The sequence below is a fragment of the Pseudomonas sp. BP8 genome (assembly GCF_017875955.1).
GTDB lineage: Bacteria > Pseudomonadota > Gammaproteobacteria > Pseudomonadales > Pseudomonadaceae > Aquipseudomonas.
In genome coordinates this window covers 5,542,962-5,564,245 of sequence record NZ_JAGINK010000001.1, presented here as the reverse complement: position 1 = coordinate 5,564,245, position 21,284 = coordinate 5,542,962, and the positions used below count along the sequence as shown (strand labels likewise).

General features: G+C 62.3%; 19 protein-coding genes. 13 read left to right on the top strand and 6 right to left on the bottom strand.

The window, feature by feature from the left end; genetic code table 11:
* The first annotated feature begins 26 nt into the window (after positions 1-26).
* Entirely contained in the window at positions 27-1,223 is a 1,197-nt protein-coding gene (ftsZ, locus tag J3B00_RS24335; protein WP_209873271.1) for a cell division protein FtsZ, read from the top strand.
* Between the two features lie 112 nt (positions 1,224-1,335).
* Positions 1,336-2,247: a UDP-3-O-acyl-N-acetylglucosamine deacetylase gene (gene lpxC, locus J3B00_RS24330; protein ID WP_119143503.1), complete on the top strand. Its 912-nt coding sequence runs from the start codon at positions 1,336-1,338 to the stop codon at positions 2,245-2,247.
* Positions 2,248-2,808: 561 nt separating this feature from the next.
* On the opposite strand, the gene J3B00_RS24325 is transcribed toward lpxC, so the two are convergent.
* Positions 2,809-3,270, bottom strand: coding sequence for a DciA family protein (locus J3B00_RS24325; RefSeq protein ID WP_209873267.1), 462 nt, complete (start codon positions 3,268-3,270; stop codon positions 2,809-2,811).
* A 384-nt stretch (positions 3,271-3,654) separates the two neighbouring features.
* Between J3B00_RS24325 and secA the strand changes: the two genes are divergently transcribed.
* From secA to J3B00_RS24305, 4 genes are all read left to right on the top strand, one after another.
* Entirely contained in the window at positions 3,655-6,396 is a 2,742-nt protein-coding gene (gene secA, locus J3B00_RS24320; protein WP_209873264.1) for a preprotein translocase subunit SecA, read from the top strand.
* 125 nt (positions 6,397-6,521) lie between these two features.
* Entirely contained in the window at positions 6,522-7,739 is a 1,218-nt protein-coding gene (gene argJ, locus J3B00_RS24315) for a bifunctional glutamate N-acetyltransferase/amino-acid acetyltransferase ArgJ (RefSeq protein ID WP_209873260.1), read from the top strand.
* A 67-nt stretch (positions 7,740-7,806) separates the two neighbouring features.
* A complete protein-coding gene (locus J3B00_RS24310; RefSeq protein ID WP_209873257.1) occupies positions 7,807-8,439 on the top strand; it encodes a glutathione S-transferase in 633 nt (210 codons plus the stop codon).
* A complete protein-coding gene (locus J3B00_RS24305) occupies positions 8,436-9,380 on the top strand; it encodes a Nudix family hydrolase (RefSeq protein ID WP_209873255.1) in 945 nt (314 codons plus the stop codon). The genes J3B00_RS24310 and J3B00_RS24305 overlap by 4 nt, the downstream gene beginning before the upstream one ends.
* Positions 9,381-9,526: 146 nt before the next feature.
* Here J3B00_RS24305 and J3B00_RS24300 read toward each other — a convergent pair whose 3' ends face one another.
* The 3 genes from J3B00_RS24300 to J3B00_RS24290 are packed head-to-tail and all read right to left on the bottom strand — an operon-like array spanning position 9,527 to position 13,082.
* Positions 9,527-10,093, bottom strand: a complete 567-nt coding sequence (locus J3B00_RS24300; RefSeq protein ID WP_209873252.1) for a cob(I)yrinic acid a,c-diamide adenosyltransferase — start codon at positions 10,091-10,093, stop codon at positions 9,527-9,529.
* 1 nt (position 10,094) lies between these two features.
* Positions 10,095-12,125, bottom strand: coding sequence for an ATP-binding protein (locus tag J3B00_RS24295; RefSeq protein WP_209875135.1), 2,031 nt, complete (start codon positions 12,123-12,125; stop codon positions 10,095-10,097).
* A 39-nt stretch (positions 12,126-12,164) separates the two neighbouring features.
* Complete coding sequence (locus tag J3B00_RS24290) at positions 12,165-13,082, bottom strand: putative 2-dehydropantoate 2-reductase (RefSeq protein ID WP_209873248.1); 918 nt, start codon at positions 13,080-13,082, stop codon at positions 12,165-12,167.
* Between the two features lie 100 nt (positions 13,083-13,182).
* Here J3B00_RS24290 and J3B00_RS24285 point away from each other — a divergent pair, with 100 nt between their 5' ends.
* The 3 genes from J3B00_RS24285 (at position 13,183) to J3B00_RS24275 (ending at position 16,061) form a co-directional block, all read left to right on the top strand.
* Positions 13,183-13,668, top strand: coding sequence for a YajQ family cyclic di-GMP-binding protein (locus tag J3B00_RS24285; protein ID WP_209873244.1), 486 nt, complete (start codon positions 13,183-13,185; stop codon positions 13,666-13,668).
* A 114-nt stretch (positions 13,669-13,782) separates the two neighbouring features.
* Positions 13,783-14,625, top strand: a complete 843-nt coding sequence (locus tag J3B00_RS24280) for a mechanosensitive ion channel family protein (RefSeq protein WP_209873241.1) — start codon at positions 13,783-13,785, stop codon at positions 14,623-14,625.
* Positions 14,626-14,819: 194 nt separating this feature from the next.
* Positions 14,820-16,061 carry an MFS transporter gene (locus J3B00_RS24275; protein WP_209873238.1) on the top strand — a complete coding sequence of 414 codons (1,242 nt, stop codon included), beginning with the start codon at positions 14,820-14,822 and terminating at the stop codon, positions 16,059-16,061.
* 28 nt (positions 16,062-16,089) lie between these two features.
* On the opposite strand, the gene J3B00_RS24270 is transcribed toward J3B00_RS24275, so the two are convergent.
* Together J3B00_RS24270 and J3B00_RS24265 are read right to left on the bottom strand one after the other, a co-directional pair.
* A complete protein-coding gene (locus J3B00_RS24270) occupies positions 16,090-17,637 on the bottom strand; it encodes an AmpG family muropeptide MFS transporter (protein WP_209873234.1) in 1,548 nt (515 codons plus the stop codon).
* Between the two features lie 43 nt (positions 17,638-17,680).
* Positions 17,681-18,034 carry an MGMT family protein gene (locus tag J3B00_RS24265; RefSeq protein ID WP_209875131.1) on the bottom strand — a complete coding sequence of 118 codons (354 nt, stop codon included), beginning with the start codon at positions 18,032-18,034 and terminating at the stop codon, positions 17,681-17,683.
* Positions 18,035-18,187: 153 nt separating this feature from the next.
* On the opposite strand from J3B00_RS24265, the gene J3B00_RS24260 reads away from it, so the two are divergent.
* From J3B00_RS24260 to J3B00_RS24245, 4 genes are all read left to right on the top strand, one after another.
* The gene (locus J3B00_RS24260; protein ID WP_209873231.1) at positions 18,188-19,195 is read left to right on the top strand and encodes a DUF481 domain-containing protein; all 1,008 of its coding nucleotides are present in this window, start codon (positions 18,188-18,190) and stop codon (positions 19,193-19,195) included.
* A 247-nt stretch (positions 19,196-19,442) separates the two neighbouring features.
* Positions 19,443-20,174 (top strand): HugZ family protein, encoded by a 732-nt coding sequence (locus J3B00_RS24255; protein ID WP_209873228.1) that lies wholly within the window; start codon positions 19,443-19,445, stop codon positions 20,172-20,174.
* A gap of 65 nt (positions 20,175-20,239) precedes the next feature.
* On the top strand, positions 20,240-20,701 hold the full coding sequence (locus J3B00_RS24250; protein ID WP_209873224.1) for an FxsA family protein: 462 nt from the start codon (positions 20,240-20,242) through the stop codon (positions 20,699-20,701).
* Positions 20,702-20,962: 261 nt separating this feature from the next.
* Positions 20,963-21,256: a co-chaperone GroES gene (locus J3B00_RS24245; protein WP_016488938.1), complete on the top strand. Its 294-nt coding sequence runs from the start codon at positions 20,963-20,965 to the stop codon at positions 21,254-21,256.
* Positions 21,257-21,284 lie beyond the last annotated feature (28 nt).

Sequence of the window (21,284 nt, the reverse complement as noted above, 5' to 3'; positions counted from 1 at the left end):
ACTAGAGAACTGTAAGGAGAGGGAAAATGTTCGAGCTCGTAGACAACGTCCCGCAAAGTCCGGTCATCAAGGTGATCGGCGTCGGTGGTGGCGGCGGTAACGCCGTCAATCACATGGTCAAGAGCAGCATCGAAGGCGTGGAATTCATCTGCGCCAACACCGATGCTCAAGCGCTGAAAAGCATCGGCGCGCGGACCATTTTGCAACTGGGTACCGGCGTGACCAAGGGTCTTGGCGCCGGCGCCAATCCGGAAGTCGGTCGTCAGGCCGCGCTGGAAGACCGTGAGCGCATTGCCGAAGTGCTGCAGGGCACCAACATGGTGTTCATCACCACTGGCATGGGTGGCGGTACCGGTACCGGTGCGGCGCCGATCATCGCTGAAGTAGCGAAGGAAATGGGCATCCTCACCGTCGCCGTGGTGACCCGTCCGTTCCCGTTCGAAGGCCGCAAGCGCATGCAGATTGCCGATGAAGGCATCCGCATGCTGGCTGAGAGCGTCGACTCGCTGATCACCATCCCCAACGAGAAGCTGCTGACCATCCTGGGCAAGGATGCCAGCCTGCTGTCCGCCTTTGCCAAGGCTGACGACGTGCTGGCCGGCGCCGTGCGCGGTATTTCCGACATCATCAAGCGTCCGGGCATGATCAACGTCGACTTCGCCGACGTACGTACCGTAATGGGCGAGATGGGCATGGCCATGATGGGGACCGGCTGCGCCAGCGGTCCTAACCGTGCGCGCGAGGCTACCGAAGCGGCCATTCGCAACCCGCTGCTCGAAGACGTCAACCTGCAGGGTGCACGCGGTATCCTGGTGAACATCACCGCAGGTCCTGACCTGTCGCTGGGTGAGTACTCCGATGTGGGTAGCATCATCGAAGCCTTTGCCTCGGACCACGCGATGGTCAAGGTCGGCACGGTGATCGATCCGGACATGCGCGACGAGCTGCACGTCACCGTGGTCGCTACTGGCCTGGGTGCGCGCATCGAGAAGCCGGTGAAGATCGTCGACAACACCCTGCAGACCGCGCACGCGGCCTACGAGGCGTCTAACCCGGCACCTGCCCGTCAGGAGCAGCCAGCGGTCAACTACCGTGACCTGGAGCGTCCTACCGTGATGCGCAACCAGGCTCATGCAGGCGCCGCCGCGGCAGCTAAACTGAACCCTCAGGATGACTTGGACTACCTGGATATCCCGGCATTCTTGCGTCGCCAGGCTGATTAATGGAATTTATCAGGGGTATAAAGGTGATTGGTATTCAGCAAAGGTCGGGTCTGTTATCATCCCCAGCCTTTGTTGATACCAGTTCGCAATTTGCGCTGAAGCGGCCAATGCCATGATTAAACAACGCACCCTGAAGAATATTATCCGTGCCACAGGTGTCGGCCTGCACTCCGGTGAGAAGGTCTATCTGACCCTCAAGCCTGCGCCTGTGGATACCGGCATCGTCTTCCGCCGCGCCGACCTCGACCCTGTGGTCGAGATCCCGGCTCGCGCGGCCAACGTCGGCGAGACAACCATGTCGACGACGCTGGTCAACGGTGACGTCAAGGTCGATACGGTCGAGCACTTGCTCTCCGCCATGGCGGGTTTGGGCATCGATAACGCCTACGTCGAGCTCTCCGCCTCGGAAGTGCCGATCATGGATGGCAGCGCCGGACCTTTCGTATTCCTGATTCAGTCTGCCGGCCTGGAAGAACAGGACGCAGCCAAGAAGTTCATCCGCATCCTGCGTGAAGTGACAGTGGAGGATGGCGACAAGCGCGCTACCTTCCTGCCTTTCGAAGGGTTCAAGGTGAGTTTCGAGATCGACTTCGATCACCCGGTCGTCAGCGGCCGGACCCAGAGTGCCAGCGTCGACTTCTCCAGCACCTCGTTCGTGAAGGAAGTCAGCCGCGCGCGGACCTTCGGGTTCATGCGTGACATCGAGTACCTGCGCAAGCACAACCTCGCGCTGGGCGGCAGTGTTGAAAACGCTATTGTTGTCGATGAGACCGGTGTGCTTAACGAAGACGGCCTTCGCTATGAAGACGAATTCGTCAAACACAAGATCCTCGACGCCATCGGCGACCTGTATCTGCTGGGTAACAGCCTGATCGGCGAGTTCAAGGGCTTCAAGTCCGGACACGCGCTGAACAACCAGCTGCTGCGCAAGCTGATTGCAGAGACCGATGCCTGGGAAGTGGTCACTTTCGAAGATGCCAGTACGGCACCGATCTCTTATATGCGCCCTGTTGCGGCGGTGTAAGTTCGAACACTCTCTAGTTCATTAAGGCCACCTTCGGGTGGCCTTTTTTATGGCCTTTTCGCGGGGCATGTCGGATCGCCGCACCGCCGCACCAACAGGATTGGCGCAGATTTTGGATTCGACGCAAAAACCTGTAGGAGCGGGCTTGCCCCGCGAAGAGGCCCGAATATCCCCCACACCTGCCACTATCGAAGACAACGCCAGCTCAGACGCCGCCCGTAACTTCGCGACTTCAGGAGGCCGAGTGGAGGTCTTGCGCAGGGAGGTGGAGGCCATGGATGGCCGGAAAGCGCTGAGGCCCAGGATGGGCCGTACAGCGCGGTCCTCCCGGAGCAAGACCGGAGCGAAGGGCCGGATGCAGGAGCAGGCGGTTTTTGGTTACTTTTTTCCAAGAAAAAAAGTGACCCGCCGTAAGGGCGGAAGGGGCCAGTGGTGGCACCACATCAAATGGATAAGCCCCAAAAACCAGCCCCAGCCCCAGAACCAGACAATCCGGGAAGAACCTTTATATGTCCGGGTGCTGGGTAAGGCGCGTGGCTCAGCAGCAAGGCATGCGCCTGGTCAGCGCGGTACTTTGGCCTTGCCATGCGCAGCCAGCCGCTCAAGTGCCGCCTTCAGCTTGGGATCACTGATCCCAGCGGCAGTATCGCGAATGCTCTCGGCAGCATCGCTGGACAGCTCAGCCGCGTGCCCGCTTCGCTTGGCCGGCGTCACCGGCGGCTGCACCTTGAACAGGATCCGGTGCAAATTGCCAAACGCCTCCAGCGCCAGCAACTGACGTTGCAAACGCTTTTGCTGATAACGCAGGCGCGTAGCCCAATGGCCATCGGTGACGACCAGCAGCAACACCCCATCGCGCCAGGACGCCAAGTGGCAGTGGGCGCGGGCGGCCGGCTGCAGTTGGCTTTCCAGCAGGCGCTGCAGGTGTGCCAGGCGTTCGGCCTGGTTCAGTAGCAGGCGCAAGGGCCGGGCTCCGCGCAAGAGCGCGGCCGGTGGCCGGGCGGGCGAAGGTTTGTAGGCCATGGGCGAATACGCAGGAAGTTACAGAATCGCCATGTTAACAGAAGGCGGGTTTTGCATTGGTCGCTGTGGCGTCCTCGCGGCTAAACCTGCTCCTGCAGGCCGCAGTAAACCTTGTGGGCGCGAGTTTGCCCGCGAAGAGGCCAGAGTCGATCAATAGGGCGAGAGTCATTCTCAATAGGTTTCATCTTCGCCACACCTTGAACTTGGGAAAAAAGTCCTTATGTTAGAGACGTCCCCACCCTAGCGCTGTGCCAGCATCGTGGAAATCCACCACTTTCCTCACCATCGTTTCCGGGTAGAATGCTCGTTCGCATGCGGCCCAAGGGCTGCTCGGGCGACTCATGGGGCCGCCCTCCATCCCTAAGTGTGGAAGATCCTGCCGATATGTTTGCGCCTTTGTTAAAGAAACTTTTTGGAAGCAAGAACGAGCGTGAGATCAAACGCCTGCTCAAGACGGTAACCACCGTCAATGCCTTCGAAGAGAAAATGTTGGCCCTCTCCGACGAGCAGCTGCGGGGCAAGACCGCAGAGTTCAAAGAGCGCCTGGCCAAAGGCGAAACCCTCGACCAACTGCTGCCTGAAGCCTTCGCCGTGGCCCGTGAGGCCGGCAAGCGCGTAATGGGCATGCGCCACTTCGATGTGCAGCTGATCGGCGGCATGACCCTGCACGAGGGCATGATCGCAGAAATGCGTACCGGTGAAGGCAAGACCTTGGTCGGTACCCTGGCCGTCTACCTCAATGCACTGTCCGGCAAGGGCGTGCACGTGGTCACGGTCAACGATTACCTGGCCCGCCGTGACGCCAACTGGATGCGCCCCCTGTACGAATTCCTCGGTCTGTCCGTAGGTATCGTCTCGGCCTTCCAGCCGCCGGAAGAAAAGCGCGCCGCCTATGCTGCCGACATCACCTACGGCACCAACAACGAATTCGGTTTCGATTACCTGCGCGACAACATGGCCTTCAGCGTCGAGGAGAAGTTCCAGCGTGAGCTGAACTTCGCCGTGATCGACGAAGTCGACTCGATCCTTATCGACGAAGCGCGTACTCCGTTGATCATCTCCGGCCAGGCTGAAGACAGCTCCAAGCTGTACATCGAGATCAACCGCCTGATCCCGCGCCTGACCCAGCACATCGAAGTAGTCGAAGGCCAGGTCACCCAGGTCACCCAGGAAGGCCATTACTCGATCGATGAGAAGACCCGTCAGGTCGAACTCAACGAGGCAGGCCACCAGTTCATCGAAGAGATGCTCACCCAGGCCGGCCTGCTGGCCGAGGGTGAAAGCCTCTATTCCGCGCACAACCTGGGCCTGCTGACCCACGTCTATGCTGGCCTGCGCGCGCACAAGCTGTTCCACCGCAACGTCGAGTACATCGTCCAGGACGGTCAGGTTCTGCTGATCGACGAACACACCGGCCGGACCATGCCGGGCCGTCGCCTCTCCGAGGGCCTGCACCAGGCCATCGAGGCGAAAGAAAACCTGAACATCCAGGCCGAGAGCCAGACCCTGGCCTCGACCACCTTCCAGAACTACTTCCGTCTGTACAACAAGCTGTCCGGCATGACCGGTACCGCCGACACCGAAGCGTTCGAGTTCGCCCAGATCTACGCCCTCAACGTGATGGTCATTCCGCCGAACAAGCCTCTGGCGCGTAAGGACTTCAACGACCTGGTCTACCTGACGGCCGAAGAGAAGTACCTGGCGATCATCGCCGACATCAAGGAAAGCATGTCCAGCGGCCGTCCGGTGCTGGTTGGTACGGCGACCATCGAGACCTCCGAGCACATGTCTGCGCTGCTCAAGGCCGAAGGCATCGAGCACAAGGTGCTCAACGCCAAGTACCACGAAAAAGAAGCCGAGATCATCGCCCAGGCAGGCGCGCCAGGTGCCCTGACCATCGCCACCAACATGGCCGGTCGTGGTACCGACATCCTGCTTGGCGGTAACTGGGAGTCCGAAGTTGCTGCTCTGGACAACCCGACTGCTGAACAGACCGCCCAGATCAAGGCCGACTGGCAGAAGCGCCACCAGCAGGTAATCGAGGCCGGCGGCCTGCACGTGATCGCCTCCGAGCGTCACGAATCGCGCCGCATCGACAACCAGCTGCGTGGCCGTTCCGGTCGTCAGGGTGACCCAGGTTCCAGCCGCTTCTACCTGTCGCTGGAAGACAGCCTGATGCGTATCTTCGCCTCCGATCGGGTGAAGAACTTCATGAAGGCACTGGGCATGCAGTCCGGTGAGGCCATCGAGCACCGCATGGTCACCAACGCCATCGAAAAAGCCCAGCGCAAGGTCGAAGGGCGCAACTTCGACATTCGTAAGCAGCTGCTCGAATACGATGACGTGGCCAATGAACAGCGTAAAGTGATCTACCACATGCGCAACAGCCTGCTGGCTGCGCAGAACATTGGTGACACCATTGCCGAGTTCCGCAAGGAAGTACTCGATGCCACCATCAGCCAGCATATCCCGCCGCAATCGCTGCCAGAGCAGTGGGACGTGGCCGGTCTCGAGGCTTCGCTGTCCAGCGACTTCGGTATCAAGTTGCCGATCCAGCAGTGGCTCGACGAGGACGATCACCTCTACGAGGAGACCCTGCGCGAGAAGCTGCTGACCGAGATCACCAGCGCCTACACCGAGAAGGAAGACCAGGCTGGCGAAGAGGCCCTGCGCACCTTCGAGAAGCAGATCCTCCTGCGCGTGCTCGACGACCTGTGGAAAGACCACCTGTCGACCATGGATCACCTGCGTCACGGTATTCACCTGCGTGGTTATGCGCAGAAGAACCCGAAGCAAGAGTACAAGCGCGAGTCCTTCACCCTGTTCCAGGAACTGCTGGAGTCGATCAAACGCGACGCCATCCGTGTGCTTTCGCACGTTCAGGTGCGCCGCGAAGACCCGATCGAAGAAGAAGCCCGCCTGCGCCGCGACGCCGAAGAGCTGGCCCAGCGCATGCAGTTCGAGCACGCGCCGGCGCCGGGCCTGGAAAGCGAGCCGAGCGAGGAGGGCGCCGAAGTTGCGGTCGCCGCTGCGCCGGTACGCAATGACCTGAAACTGGGCCGTAACGAGCCGTGCTGGTGTGGCTCGGGCAAGAAGTTCAAGCATTGCCACGGCCAGATCGAGTGATCGAGCTGTTCCTGCTGCACCCTGACAACTGAACTACTGCGCCGCGAAGGGCTTTGACCTTCGCGGCGTTGTTCCATCTCACGCCTGGCCGTATTTTCTGCGGCACATTTTTTAGGAGCGCATTCATGGCTGTTGGTCTTGGTCCTTTGCCCACCCTGCACCCGGTTCCCGGTTTCGAGCTCGGCATCGCTTCGGCGGGCATCAAGCGCCCTGGGCGCAAGGACGTGGTGGTAATGCGCTGCGCCGAAGGCTCCAGCGTTGCCGGCGTATTCACCCTCAATGCGTTCTGTGCCGCTCCGGTGATTCTTGCCAAGCAGCGCGTGCAGGGCAGCGTGCGCTACCTGCTGACCAACACCGGCAATGCCAACGCCGGTACCGGCGCACCAGGCTTGGCGGCTGCCGAGCGCACCTGCGCCAAGCTCGCTGAGCTGACCGGCGTCGATGCCCAGGCGGTCCTGCCGTTCTCGACCGGCGTTATTGGTGAGCCGCTGCCGGTCGAGAAGATCGAAGGTGCGCTGCAGGCAGCACTGGACGATCTGTCCGAGGATCACTGGGCCGAGGCCGCCACCGGCATCATGACCACCGACACCCTGCCCAAGGGTGCCAGCCGCCAGTTCCAATTCGACGGCCAGACCATTACCGTCACCGGGATCAGCAAAGGCGCCGGCATGATTCGCCCGAACATGGCGACCATGCTCGGCTACATCGCCACCGACGCCAAGGTCGCCCCAGCGGTGCTCAAGGATCTGATCCTCGATGGCGCCAACAAGTCGTTCAACCGCATCACCATCGATGGCGACACCTCGACCAACGATTGCTGCATGTTGATCGCCACCGGCAAGGCCAATGTGCCTGAAGTGACCGAGGCCGCCGGCGCGTTGTTCGACGCGCTGAAAAAGGCTGTGTTCGAGGTGTGCATGGAAGTGGCCCAGGCCATCGTCCGTGACGGCGAAGGCGCCACCAAGTTCGTCACCGTGCAGGTCAACGGCGGTGGCAACCACCAGGAATGCCTGGACGTCGGCTACGCCGTGGCCCACTCGCCGCTGATCAAGACCGCGTTGTTCGCTTCCGATCCGAACTGGGGGCGCATTCTTGCCGCCGTCGGCCGTGCCGGGGTGCCAGCGCTGGATGTCAGCCTGATCAACGTCTTCCTCGGTGACGTATGCATTGCCAGCAAAGGCGGGCGCAGCCCGAGCTATACCGAAGAGCAGGGCTCCAAGGTCATGGCCGAGGAAGAAATCACCATTCGCATCGAGCTTGGCCGTGGCCAGTGCAGCGAGACGATCTGGACCACTGACCTGTCCCACGAGTATGTGAAGATCAACGCCGAGTACCGGACCTGATCTGAATGGCTGGGGCTGCATAGCAGCCCCAGCCCCGCATTGCCAAAGATCTCAATGGAGCCGAACCATGAGTTATCACCTGATCATCGGCGACAAGTTGTATTCCTCCTGGTCGCTGCGCGCCGCCCTGGCCCTCGAACTGGCTGGCGAGCCCTACGAAGAAACCCTGATCAAACTCAAGCAAGCCGATACCCGCGCGCGCATTCTGGCGTTTTCTACCACGGGTAAAGTGCCGTTGTTGAAAACCGCGCATGGCGTGGTCGCCGACTCGCTTGCGATTGGCGAGTACCTGGCCGAGCAGCACCCGCAGGCTCAGTTGTGGCCAGCGGACGTTGCCGCCAGGGCTCAGGCACGTTCGGCGTGCGCACAGATGCACAGCGGCTTCATGGCCCTGCGCAGCACCATGCCGTTCGACCTTTCCCGCGATGAAGCGCTGGAACAGCTGCCGCTGGATGTGCAGATCGACATCGACCGCATTGTCGCGCTGTGGTCCGAATGCCGTCTGGCCAGCAAGGACAGCGGCCCGTACCTGTTCGGCAAGCCGAGCCTGGCCGACGCCTTCTTCGCCCCGGTGGCGGTGCGTCTGCGCACCTACCGGGTTGAAGTGCCGGCTGAAGCCGCCAGCTATATCGAGACCATTTACCAGTGGCCGGCCTTCCAGGCCTGGCAGCGGGCTGGACTGGCGGAGCGCGAAGCGTGAAACGGATTCATGTAGTGGCAGCCGTTATTCGTGGCGTCGATGGGCGCATCCTGATCGCTCGTCGTGCCGACACCCAGCACCAGGGGGGCCTGTGGGAGTTCCCCGGCGGCAAGCTGGAGGAGGGTGAGAGCGTCGAGGCGGCACTGGCCCGTGAGCTGCGCGAGGAGCTCGGTATCGAGGTCACGCAGTCGCGACCGCTGATCAAGATCAGTCACGACTACCCAGACAAGCAGGTCTTGCTGGATGTACGTGAGGTCGATGCCTTTAGCGGTGAGCCGCATGGTGCCGAGGGGCAACCGCTGGCCTGGGTCGCCCCGCGCGATCTTGACCAGTATGACTTCCCGCAGGCAAACAAGCCGATCGTTGCTGCCGCGCGTTTGCCGGACCAGTACCTGATCACCCCCGAGGGGCTAGAGGTACCGCAGATGCTGCGCGGCATCCAGAAGGCGGTGGCCAACGGCATCAGGCTGATCCAGCTGCGTGCGCCGGACATGTACGACCCCAAGTATCGCGACGTCGCGGTAGATGCGGCCGGTCTGTGTGCGGGCAAGGCGCAGTTGATGCTCAAGGGCCCGCTGGAATGGTTGGGCGACTTTCCCTCGGCGGGCTGGCACCTGACCGCTGCGCAACTGCGCAAGTACGCGGCCAATGGCCGACCGTTTCCGGCGCATCGCTGGCTGGCGGCGTCTTGCCACAATGCCGAGGAGTTGGCACTCGCTGAACAGATGGGGGTGGATTTTGTCACCCTGTCGCCTGTGCAGGCGACTCAGACCCATCCCGAGGCGCTGCCGCTGGGCTGGGACGAGGCTGAACGGTTGATTGCGAGCGCTGGTCGTCCGGTGTTCCTGCTGGGCGGCGTTGCTGCTGATCACCGCGAGCGTGCCTGGCAGGTGGGGGCGCAGGGTGTGGCGGGGATTCGGGCCTTCTGGCCTGAGATTTGAGTGGGTAGTTCCAGGCGCCGCATCGCGGCCCTTTCGCGACACAAGGCCGCTCCCACAGGTACCGCGCCAGCTTGAGGTTTAGTGCAAGACAGTTGCTCCCACAAGGTGGATCGGTGGGATAGGGCCGCAAAGCGGCCCCGGCGATCTCAAGCCTGCGGCTTGCTCGCAGGCTGCCACAACACCTCAGCCACCCCCTGTCGGCGGCCGATGATCCGCGCTGCGACAAACAGCAAATCCGACAGCCGATTGATATACGCCAACCCAACCCCCTGCAACGGCTCCAGCGCATTCAGCGCCTGACACCGCCGCTCGGCACTGCGCGCCAGGCTGCGGCAGACATGCGCCTGCGCTACCAACATCGATCCGCTGGGCAGAATGAAGTTTTCCAGCGGCCCCAGCTCTTCGTTCCACTGATCGATCACCGCCTCCAGCCGCTCGACCTCAGCCTGGCTCAGCGCCTGATAACTGGGCATTGCCAGTTCTCCACCCAAATCGAACAGCCGGTGCTGGCAAGGCGCCAAGACCTCGATCAGCTCTGCAAGCCCGGCCTCGCTCAACCCTGCGAGGAGTACCCCAAGCTGACTGTTGAGGCTGTCGACCTCGCCAATCGCCTCGATCCGAGGATGGTCCTTGGGCACGCGGCGGCCATCGCCCAGGCCGGTTTCGCCTTTGTCTCCGGTGCGTGTGTAGATCTTTGACAGGCGAAAGCCCATGTCATGCCTCCGTTTTCGTCGAGGCTGCTGGCACCGACGAGTTGAGGGGCAAGCGCAGGGTGAAGCAAGTGCCCTGGCCTGGGGTGGAGTGCACCTCCATCTGCCCCTTGTGGTTGTTGGTAATGATGAAGTACGAGACCGACAGGCCAAGCCCGGTACCCTGGCCGATCTCCTTGGTGGTAAAGAACGGCTCGAAGGTCCGCTTGCGCACGGCCTCGGGCATGCCGATGCCGTTGTCTTCGACCTGGATCTCGGCCCACGGTGGATTGAGCCGGGTGCGCAGGGTAATCCGCCCTGGCTCGCTCGGTTGCGGGCGCAGGTGGATGGCCTGGGCGGCGTTCTTCAGCAAGTTGAGCAAGACCTGTTCGAGCTCGTTGGCAGTGCACGGCACCGGCCCCAGGCGCGGATCGAACTGGCGGACGATCGCCTGGCCCTTGAAGTCGAAGCCCAGTGCCAGGTCGAAGTCGTTACCAGCAATTTCCAGCGCCTGATCGATCAACCCGGGCAGGTCGCAGGGGGCCAGTTGGCGGTTGCTCAAGCGGCTGAAACTGAGCATGTGGGTAACGATTTTTGCCGCCCGCGCTCCGGCTTGCTGGATACCGTCGAGCAACTGCGGCACCTCGCGACTTGCCAGGTAGTGGTTGACCACCCCCAGATCGATGCCCAGCTCGCTGGCCTGCTCCTGGTTGCGTGGCAGCTCTGGTGAAAGGCGCCTGCGGATGTTCTGCACGTTGTGCAGGATGGCACCCAGCGGGTTGTTGATCTCGTGGGCCATGCCTGCCGCCAGACCACCGACCGAGAGCATCTTCTCCGACTGCACCATCATCTCTTCCAGTGACAGCCGCTGGGTAATGTCGTCGATGCGGATCACCACGCCACGGCCGCCACCGCCCATCAGCGGGTAGAAGGTCAGGGCGTAGTGACGGGGCTCGTCGTCCTTGAGCCAGGTCACCCGCTCGATTTTCGCCACGCGGTGCTTTTCGACACTTTCCTTGAGCTGGGGCAGGAACGGTTTGAGCGGCTCGAAAGCGATGAAGATCGGCTGGTTCAGCGCCTCGTCCAGCGGCGTGCCGGAAAGCACCGTGGCTTCGTGGTTCCACTGGGTGACGTAGAGCTGCTCGTCGAGTGCGATCAGGGCAGAGGGCATCGAGTCGATGATGCTGTTGAGGTAGTTCTGAAAGCCGGTGAGCTTTTTTTCGATCTTGCTGCGCACCTGCACTTCCAGCTCCAGCTTGCGATTGGTATGGCGGGTTTCCTCGGCCAGCCCCTGGGCTTGGTCATAGGCCGTCTGGAATTCGTCGCGGGTGCGCTTGAGCTGGTGCTCGCGGGCCTCGATGCGCGAGAGCATGGTATTGAAGGCGTTGGCCAGGCTGCCGATCTCGTCGTCGTTGCCACGCTGGGCGCGCAGGGCATAGCTCTCTTCACGGGTGACCTGGCGACTGAGCTCTTCGAGCTGGTTGATCGGCTGGGTGATCAAGCGCTTGATCTGCCGGGCGACGACCAGCCAGAGCAGGATGCTGAACACCAGGATGGCCAGGCTGGCGGTGAGGGTGCCGGTGTAGAACGCGGTCGGCAGCTCGCTGCTGGCGACCAGGAGCAGATGGGCGGGCGGGTTGGCAGCACGCGGCAGGCGAATCAACTGGGTGCTGCGAAACTCCATCAGGCGCCAGCCATCGATGTTGCGGTAGCGCTTGGGCAGGGCCAGCGGTTCGCCGTGCTGCAGTTGCGCCAGCATGCGGCCGTCGCTGCCGTATACGGCGGCAGCGCGCAGCGGGGTGTAGCTGTCGAGCTCAGCGAGCAGGGCGTTGGCCGTCTCTGCTGAATCACCGGCGCGCGAGGCCAGCTGCGGATTGGCCACCAGTCGGCCAATGGTTTGCAGGGCCTGGGGCGCCATGCTCTCCTGGGTAATCCAGTACGCGGCGCTGATGAACGTCAGGTTGGCCACCAGCAGGATGGTGACCAGCAGCACCAGCAGGGCCGCCAGCAGTTTCTGCCCGACCGGGAGGTTGTCCAGGCGTTGGCGCAGGGTCATGGGCAAGGCAGTGTCCGTATCCGGTTGAAGGGGGTGGCGTCAGTCGCTGGGCAGGCCACGCGCCTGCAGGTTTTCGACCAGGCGGCGGCGCAGCTGTTCCAACTGCGGCAGGGTCAGGCCATGGCGAGCGGCCGCCCGGCAGGCGTGGCCGAGCAGGTAGTGCAGCTCGGTGCGGCGCGCGTGGCGTACGTCCTGATACATGGAAGAGTAGTTGGCTGCGGTGGCGAGGATTACCCGTTGCACTTCTTCGGGCAAGTCCTCGGCCGCCTTGGGCTGGCCGCAGCGGCGCAGCAACTCGGCGAGCTCGGTACACAGCGCATCGACTTCGCCCAAGTGTTCGAGCAGGCCACCATTGTGGCAGTCGTGGAGGACGGTGAGCGGGTTGATCGCGCAATTGAGGGCCAGCTTGCGCCACAAGCGGGTGAGAATATCCACGCTCCACTCGGCCGGGATAGCGGCGTCGTGCAAGTCCTCGAACCACTCGGGGAGGCCCGGATTGAGCGGGTCGCCCAACCAGTTGAAACCGTGCCCGGCAAAGCGCACGCGCCAGTCTTGCTCGCGGAACGCGCCTTCGGTGCTCGAGGCAAAGATGCAGCGTGCATGGGGCACCTGCTCGGCCACCTCGTCCTGGCTGCCCAAACCGTTCTGCAACAGCACCAGCTCGGCGCCGGCGACCAGCCGTGGCGCCAGCCGGGCCACCGCAGGGGCGGCGTCGTAGGCCTTGCAGGCGACCAGCAGGCGATGGATGGGGCCACCGTGCTCGTCGGTTTCCGCCGGGATGGCGAACAGCGTGCTGTGGTCCTGCTCGAGCAAGGTCAGCCCACCGGCCGCCTGATACGCGGCCAGGCGCTGCGGGTCACGCAGGATCAACCGAACCGCCTTGCCCGCACGTGCCAGCCGGCACGCCCAGAGGCTGCCCAGGCTACCGGCGCCGAGAATATGCCAGGTGCTGCTCATCTGCGTTTCGCAACCCGTTATAATGTGTCCCGCATTTTAACCATCAAACCCGCCGCGCTCCATCTTCATGCCGAGCGCGCTCTAATTTTGGAGAGTAACCATGCCTTCGTTCGACGTGGTATCGGAACTGGACAAGCACGAAGTGCAGAACGCTGTCGACAACGCCATCAAGGAGCTGGACCGTCGCTACGACCTCAAGGGTAAGGGTAGCTTCGAATTCAAGGACAAGGACCAGACCGTCCTGCTGACCGCCGAGGCCGAGTTCCAGCTCGAGGCGATGATCGAGATCCTGCGCGGGGCGCTGGTCAAGCGCAAGATCGAGGTCAAGTGCCTGGAGGTCAAGGACGCTTATGCTTCGGGCAAGGAAATGAAGCAGGAAGCCACCTTCCGCGAGGGCATCGACAAAGAGCTGGCGAAGAAGATCGTCGCCCACATCAAGGACGCCAAGCTCAAGGTCCAGGCGGCCATCCAGGGTGAGCAGGTGCGCGTTACCGGCAAGAAGCGTGACGACCTGCAGGAGGCGATCGCTGCCCTGCGCGCCAAGGAATTCGATATGCCGCTGCAGTTCAACAACTTCCGCGACTGATCCCGCGGCGGTCCGGAACATCGATGGCCTGCTGAGGTCCATCGCTTCCAGTGGCCGCCCAAATCCTGCGGCTTGCCTGTTTGTGTTTTTGCCGCTTGGCATCAGGAGATGACTATGGATATGAACGCTGAGGTCGATCAGCTGGTCCGCCAATCGCAGACCTGGATCCCCTTGATAATGGAATACGGCAGCCGTGTGCTGCTGGCGCTGCTGACCCTGGCTGTCGGCTGGTGGATCACCAACAAACTCAGTGCCCGTCTGGGCAAGCTGGTTGGCCTGCGCAACGCCGACCTGGCCCTGCAGGGCTTTATCAGCACCTTGGCCAATATCGTGCTGAAGGTCCTGTTGATGGTCAGCGTGGCGTCGATGATCGGCATCGAGACCACCTCGTTCGTTGCCGCCATCGGTGCTGCCGGCCTGGCTATCGGCCTTGCTTTGCAGGGTAGCCTGGCGAACTTCGCCGGCGGCGTGCTGATCTTGCTGTTCCGGCCATTTCGTATTGGCGACTGGATTGAGGCGCAGGGTGTCAGCGGCACCGTCGACAGTATCCAGATTTTCCATACGGTACTGCGCACGGGTGACAACAAGACCGTGATCATGCCTAACGGCAGCCTGTCCAACGGCATCATCACCAACACTAACCGCCAGCCTACGCGCAAGGTGGTGTTCGATGTCGGTGTCGATTACGAGGCCGACCTGCAGAAGGCGCGTAGTGTATTGCTGGAGCTGGCCAATGACCCGCGCGTGCTGCCCGAACCGGCACCGCAGGCGGTGATCTCGACCCTGGGCGACAGTTCTATCACCGTGTCGCTGCGGCTCTGGACCAAAACCGGCGATTACTGGGATGTAATGTTCATGCTCAACGAAATGGCCCGGGACCGGCTCAAGGCCCAAGGCATCGACATTCCGTTTCCGCAGCGGGTGATCCGCGTGGTGCAGGAAGCCGCCGCGCAGTAACCCGCCCGCTTCAGCAAGATCCAGCGTGGGAGCGGGCTTGCCCCGCGATGACGTCCGACCAGACAGGTCTGGCGCTATCGCGGAGCAAGCCCGCTCCCACGTTGTGTTTTGCGGACAATTACACTTGTTCACAGCCTCAAACGGCCATTTCTGGCATATAACCTGACCCTTTTCGTACCCCATCGACGTCCCTCATGAAGCCACTGCTGTACATCACCCCCGCCCGCGCCTTGTTATTCGGCCTGACCCTGGCCCTGTTCGAGCTGCTTACCTACCTGGCCAGCGATGCCGTCATGCCGGCCATGCCGGACGTGGTCACCGAGATGAACGCGAGTGCGGAATTCATTCCCCATGCGTTGAACCTGTACCTGCTCGGCGGTGTGCTCCTGCAGTGGTTGATCGGGCCGCTGGCAGACCGCTATGGTCGGCGTCCGCTGCTGCTGAGCGGCTGCGTGATCTTTGGCGTGGCGTGCCTGGCAACCTTCTGGGCCAAGGATATCGCCCTGTTCAACCTGCTGCGCCTGCTTCAGGGGATCGGCCTGGGCTTCGTGGTCACGGTCAGCTACCCGGCGCTCAACGAAGCGTTCAGCGAGGCCGATGCGGTGCGCATGATGGCCCTGCTGGCCAATATTGCCTTGCTGTCGCCACTGCTTGGGCCGCTGCTGGGCACGCTGATGCTGCAATGGCTGGACTGGCGCTGGCTGTTCGTCGCGTTTGCTGTGGGGGCGGCGCTGACCTGGTGGCTGCTGTATCGGTTGATGCCGGAAACCCTGGGGGTTGAGCGCCGCGATGGCTCCCGTCTGGCGTTTACCCCGATCCACTTCCTGCCGCTGCTGGCGGGTTACGGTCAGTTGCTGGCCAACCGCCGTTTCGTTGCCGGCAGTGCGGCACTGGGCTTGGTTAGCCTGCCGCTGATCGGCTGGATCGGCCTGTCGCCGGTGTTGCTGATTCACGACGAGGGCCTGAGCAAGATGGCCTATGCGTTGTGGCAACTGCCGGTGTTCGCTGGGCTGATCCTGGGTAACCTGATCATCAACCGCATCGCTGACCGCTACCCGCTGACCAGCCTCGTGCGTGGCGCGCTGGGGCCTTATCTGGCGGGCTTGTGCCTGATGGTGGTGGCGACCTGGCTGTGGCCGTCAGTGACCAGTGTGGTCGCGGGCATGTCGCTGTATGCGCTGGGCCTGGGCGTGGCCAACGCGGTGCTGTACCGCATGACGCTGTTCTCCAGCGAGCAGAGCAAAGGGCTGGTTTCGGCGATGCTGGGGATGATCACTATTGCCTTGCTGGGGTTGGGTGGGGCACTGCTGGCGATGATCGGGGCAGGGGCGAGCTTGCTGCACTTTGCCGTGACCGCGAGCGTGGCGGGGGCGTTGGCGCTGTGGCCGTTGTGGTTCGTGGTGGGTGCACGGCGCAAAGAGGGGGCTGTGGCGTAGTAACAAAGGGGGGCGAAGCCCCCTCAGCTCAAGGTTGCTCGGAAGCAGGGCCTGGTACAGGGGCAGGCGTCCCGCGGCCAGCTTCCTGACGCCACTGCAGGGCGATCAGGATCAAGGTCGGCACCCCGAGCAATGCAGTGATCAGGAAGAAGTCGTGATAGCCGAACTTCTCCACCATCACCCCTGAATAGCCACCGATCAAGCGCGGCAGCAGGAGCATGATCGAGCTGAGCAGCGCGTACTGAGTGGCCGAGAACTTCAGGTTGGTCAGGCTCGACAGGTAGGCGACGAACGCCGAGGTGGCCATGCCGGAACTCAAGTTGTCCAGCGAGATGGTCACCACCAGCATTTCCAGGTTCGGCCCCATGTCGGCCAGCATCAGGAACAGGATATTGGTGCCCGCCGAGGCCACGCCGCCGATGAACAGGATCGGCATGATGCCGAACCGCACGATCAGCAAGCCGCCCGCACCGGCACCGAGCAGGGTCATGATCAGGCCGAAGATCTTGCTCACGCTGGCGATCTGGTCCTTGGTGAAGCCCATGTCGATGTAGAACACGTTGGCCATCACCCCCATCACCGTGTCGGACATGCGATAGGTGGCGATCAGGCCAAGCAACAGCAGCGCCTGCCAGCGATAACGCGCGATGAAATCGTTGACCGGGGTCAGCACCGGGGCCAGGCCGCGGCGGCCGAGCGACGACAGGCAGGCCCAGCTCAGCAGCACATAGAGAATCAAGCGCAGGAAGGCGCGGTCTTCGAGCAGCAAATCGAGCACACTCGAATCACCGAACAGCACGCTCGACCAGCCGGTGTTGAACAGCTGGGTGAAGCTGGCAGGCACCGACACCAGCAGGATGATCAGGACGAACACCGAGGCCAACTGATGGCCCAGGCCATAGCGCGCGGCAGACAATTGGGTGCGCAGTGGCACGGGCGGCTCGCGCATCACCAGTGTGGTGAACACCGCAGGCAGCATGATCACCCCGAACAGCACGTAGGTGCCGGTCCAGGCCTGATGCAGGTAGCTGAAGCCGGTCGAACCGAACCATTCGGCGAAGAACAACGCACCTGCAGTCGCCAGCAGTGCCGCAACCCGATAGCCGGCCATGTAACTGGCGGCGAGGGCAGCCTGACGTTGGTCTTCGGCGATTTCCAGGCGGTAGGCGTCGACGGCGATGTCCTGGGTGGCCGAGGCAAAGGCCACCAGCACCGCCAGGGCAATCAGCCACGACAAGTGTTTTTGCGGGTCGCACAGGCCCATGCCGACCAGGCCGATTACCACCAGCACCTGTGACAACAACAGCCATGAGCGGCGGCGGCCCAGACCGCCGAGCAGCGGCAGGCGCCATTGGTCGAGCAGCGGCGACCAGACCCACTTGAAGGCATAGGCCAGGCCGATCAGGCTGGCGTAGCCAATGGTCTCGCGGGCCACACCGGCTTCGCGCAACCAGACTGAAAGGGTTGAAAACACCAGCATGTACGGCAGGCCAGCGGCGAAGCCAAGCAGCAACAGCACCAGGGTTGACGGGCTGGCATAGGCAGCGAGCGCAGCGCGCCAGGTTTTACGGGGCATGGGCCAACATCTGCCTCAAGGTTACGAAAACAAAGCGCGCACTCTAACCGCTGTGCTCCATTGGGCGCCAGCCATGGCGCGTCATATCCACACGATTATTGGTTACATTGACGCCCTCCGCGCGCAGTCGGGCACGCTGTTCGTCGCCTGATGGCGTCCCCACGATCAGGCTCAGCCGACCGCCGGCACCCAGCACGCGATGCCAAGGCAGGCGAGTGTCGCTGGGCAACTGCCCCAGGGTGCGTCCAACCCAGCGTGCCGCCCGCCCCAAACCTGCCAAGTCGGCCAGTTGACCATAGCTGACCACCTTGCCCTCAGGAACTTGCCCGAGCACCAGATACAGCGCCATTCGTCGGGCTTGGGCATCTTCCGCCGAAAGGCGCGCAGCGCCCGCCATCAGGCCAGCCCCGGCGGTTGACGGCAATTGGGCCGAGCAGTTGGGCAAATGAGAGTTGAACTCAATGGCATGTGCTGGGTCTGTCCTTGCTCTAGTCGCGTGTATCTGGATAATGCCCGGCTTTTTTCGTCAAACCGAGCCCGTAATCAGCTTATGTATTCTAGAACCTTGCTCTGCCTTATCGCCGCTTCTCTCTGTAGCCCCGCTTTCGCCGACACCGTGTGGATGAAGAACGGTGACAAGCTCAGTGGCAAGATCAAGGTCTTCGACGGCGGCAAGCTGCTGCTCGAGACGCCTTATGGTGGCTCCATTGCCCTTGACTGGAAACAGGTGCAGACCCTCGAGAGTGACCAGGAGATGCTGGTCAAGCAAGACGCCTACACCGGCGAGAAGACCAAGTCGCTGAAAGCCGCAGAGGCGGGCAAGGTGACCCTGGCCAACGGTGACGCGCCGAAGACCGTCGAGCTGGCCAGCATCGAGCAGATCATGAAGCCGCGGCCGCTGGTCGAAGACTTCCTGTGGAAGGGCAATGTCGATGTGGCCATGGACTACAAGCGCGCCGAAAACGACACCGACGACTACGATGTCGGCTTCAAGACCACTGCGCGTCACGGCCGCTGGCGGCATAACGCCGAGGGCGAGTACAACCGCGAGACCAAGGACGATGTCACCACCACCAACAACTGGAGCGCCGAGTACGCGCTTGACCGCTTCCTGACCGAGAAGTGGTTCTGGCAAGGGCGCATGGAGTACAAGCGCGACCATATCGAGGACCTGGCCCGCCAGCGTACCGTCGGTACCGGCCCGGGCTACCAGTTCTGGGATGACGAACTGGGGGCGTTCTCGCTCGGCGGGCTGATCAACCGCACCGACTACCAGTACCGTGACGGTGGCAAGGACAACTTCTATGCCGCAGCGATCAAGTGGGACTACACCCGCTACCTGATCGGCAAGAACGTTCAGCTGTTCACCAACGGTGAGTTGGGCAAGCCACTGGGCAATGTGGCCGACTACTCGCTGGATGCTGAAATCGGTCTGCGCTACAAAGTCACCGAGTGGGCCTCGCTCAACCTCAAGGCCGAGAAGGACATGATCCAGGGCACCAGCGACAGCGACCTGGACAAGACGCGCTACACCGCAGGCTTTGGCGTTACCTGGTAAACCCTCAGGGGCCGCGTTGCGGCCTTTTCGCGATACAGAGCTCGCGCTGACTCCGAACCCTGTAGGAGCGGGCTTGCCCCGCGAAGAGGCCCGACCAGCCACCGTGGTATAGGGCACCGGCTTCGCCGATTTCGCGGGTCAAGTCGGACCGCCGCGCAGGAAAGGGCTGCGCAGCAGTCCCCTTGGCAGTCGGCAGTGATAATGCTTATCTTGTCACCCATCCCGTCTGCCCTGAGGAGCCTGCTTCGTGAGTACCCAAGCCCTGCGTCCCGCCCGCGAACTGCTGCTCAAGGAGTACCGCGGCGTTCTCTCGACCCATTCCAAGTCCATGCCCGGTTACCCGTTCGGCTCGGTAGTCCCGTACTGCCTGGACGCCGAAGGCAACCCGTTGATTCTCATCAGCCGCATCGCCCAGCACACCCACAACTTGCAGAAAGACGCCAAGTGCTCACTGCTTGTAGGCGAACGCGAGGCCGAAGATATCCAGGCCGTGGGCCGCCTGACGGTAATGGCCGAGGCGCGCAAGCTGACCGACGACAGCGCGATCGAGGCAGCCGCCGAGCGTTACTACCGTTACTTCCCGGATGCCGCCAATTACCACAAGGCCCATGACTTCGACTTCTGGGTCCTGCAACCGGTACGTCACCGCTATATCGGCGGTTTCGGCGCGATCCACTGGCTCGACCAGGTCACCCTGGCCAATGCCTTTGCCGGCAAAGCGGAGGCCAGCATGATCGAGCACATGAACAGTGACCACGCCAACGCCATCGCGCACTACGTCGAGCTCAGCGAACTGCCGCGCACCTCACCGGCAGAGCTGGTGGGCATCGACAGCGAAGGCATGCACTTGCGCATAGGCCAGGGCGTTTACTGGCTGCCGTTTCCAAGCACTTGCAATACGCCGACACAAGTTCGTGAAGCCTTGGTTTTGCTGGCGCGCGCCGACAAATGGCCAGCTTCGACTGCAGTCGAGGGTTGAAAAACCGACCTCACGCATCCATTTGTGGTCTTAGTGGAAGGTTGTCTTCCGTCGAGGAACCCTTGATGCGTGCTTTTCTATTGCTGTTTCTGCTTTTTCCGGTGCTGGAGCTGTTTGTCTTCGTCAAAGTCAGCGCCGCTATCGGATTCTTCCCGGCGCTGCTGCTGATCATCGCCGGCTCCGCCCTGGGCCTGCTGGTGATGCGCGTGGCCGGTCTGGCCACCGCCCTGCGTGCCCGTGAGAGCCTGCAGCGTGGCGAACTGCCCGCTGAGGACATGTTCCATGGGCTGATGCTGGCGGTCGCCGGTATCTTGCTGCTGGTCCCAGGTTTCATCAGCGACGTGCTGGGCCTGATCTTCTTGTTGCCGTTCACTCGTCAGCTGGCCGCGCGCAAGATGCGCCAGCGCGCCGAGGCCCAGGCCATGCGCCAACGGGCCTTCCAGGACGATCCATTCAATGCCCGGCCACCCGAGGGCGCTCAGCGGCCCAATGTCATCGAAGGCGAGTACCAGCGCCGCGATCAGTGATTGTGTCGAGCTTTTTGCACAACGGCCCCGAGAGGGGCCGTTGTTCGTTTTGCAGCAAATCAATGAAATATTTTCGTGGGCAAGCCTTGTAATCGTTTCGGTCGGCCTCATGTATGTGGTCACCGCAAGGTTTCTGGTGGAAACACCAGACAAGACACAGGGGTTCGCTCAGTGCGGGCCCCTACCGGCAACGCCGGAATGCCTCAAACCCGCCGGTGTCGACACCGGCCGATGAAAACCACAATTTGGGAGAGATCGACAATGAAGCTTCGTCCTCTGCATGACCGCGTAGTCATCCGTCGCAGCGAAGAAGAATCGAAAACCGCTGGCGGTATCGTCCTGCCGGGTTCGGCCGCTGAAAAACCAAACCGCGGTGAAGTCGTCGCCGTCGGCACCGGTCGCATCCTGGACAACGGCGAAGTTCGCGCGCTGGCCGTGAAAGTGGGTGACAAAGTGGTTTTCGGCCCGTACTCGGGCAGCAACACCGTGAAAGTCGATGGTGAAGACCTGCTGGTGATGGCCGAGAACGAGATTCTCGCCGTCGTAGAAGGCTGATTTCCCCGACTTCCCGTTACTCCAAAGA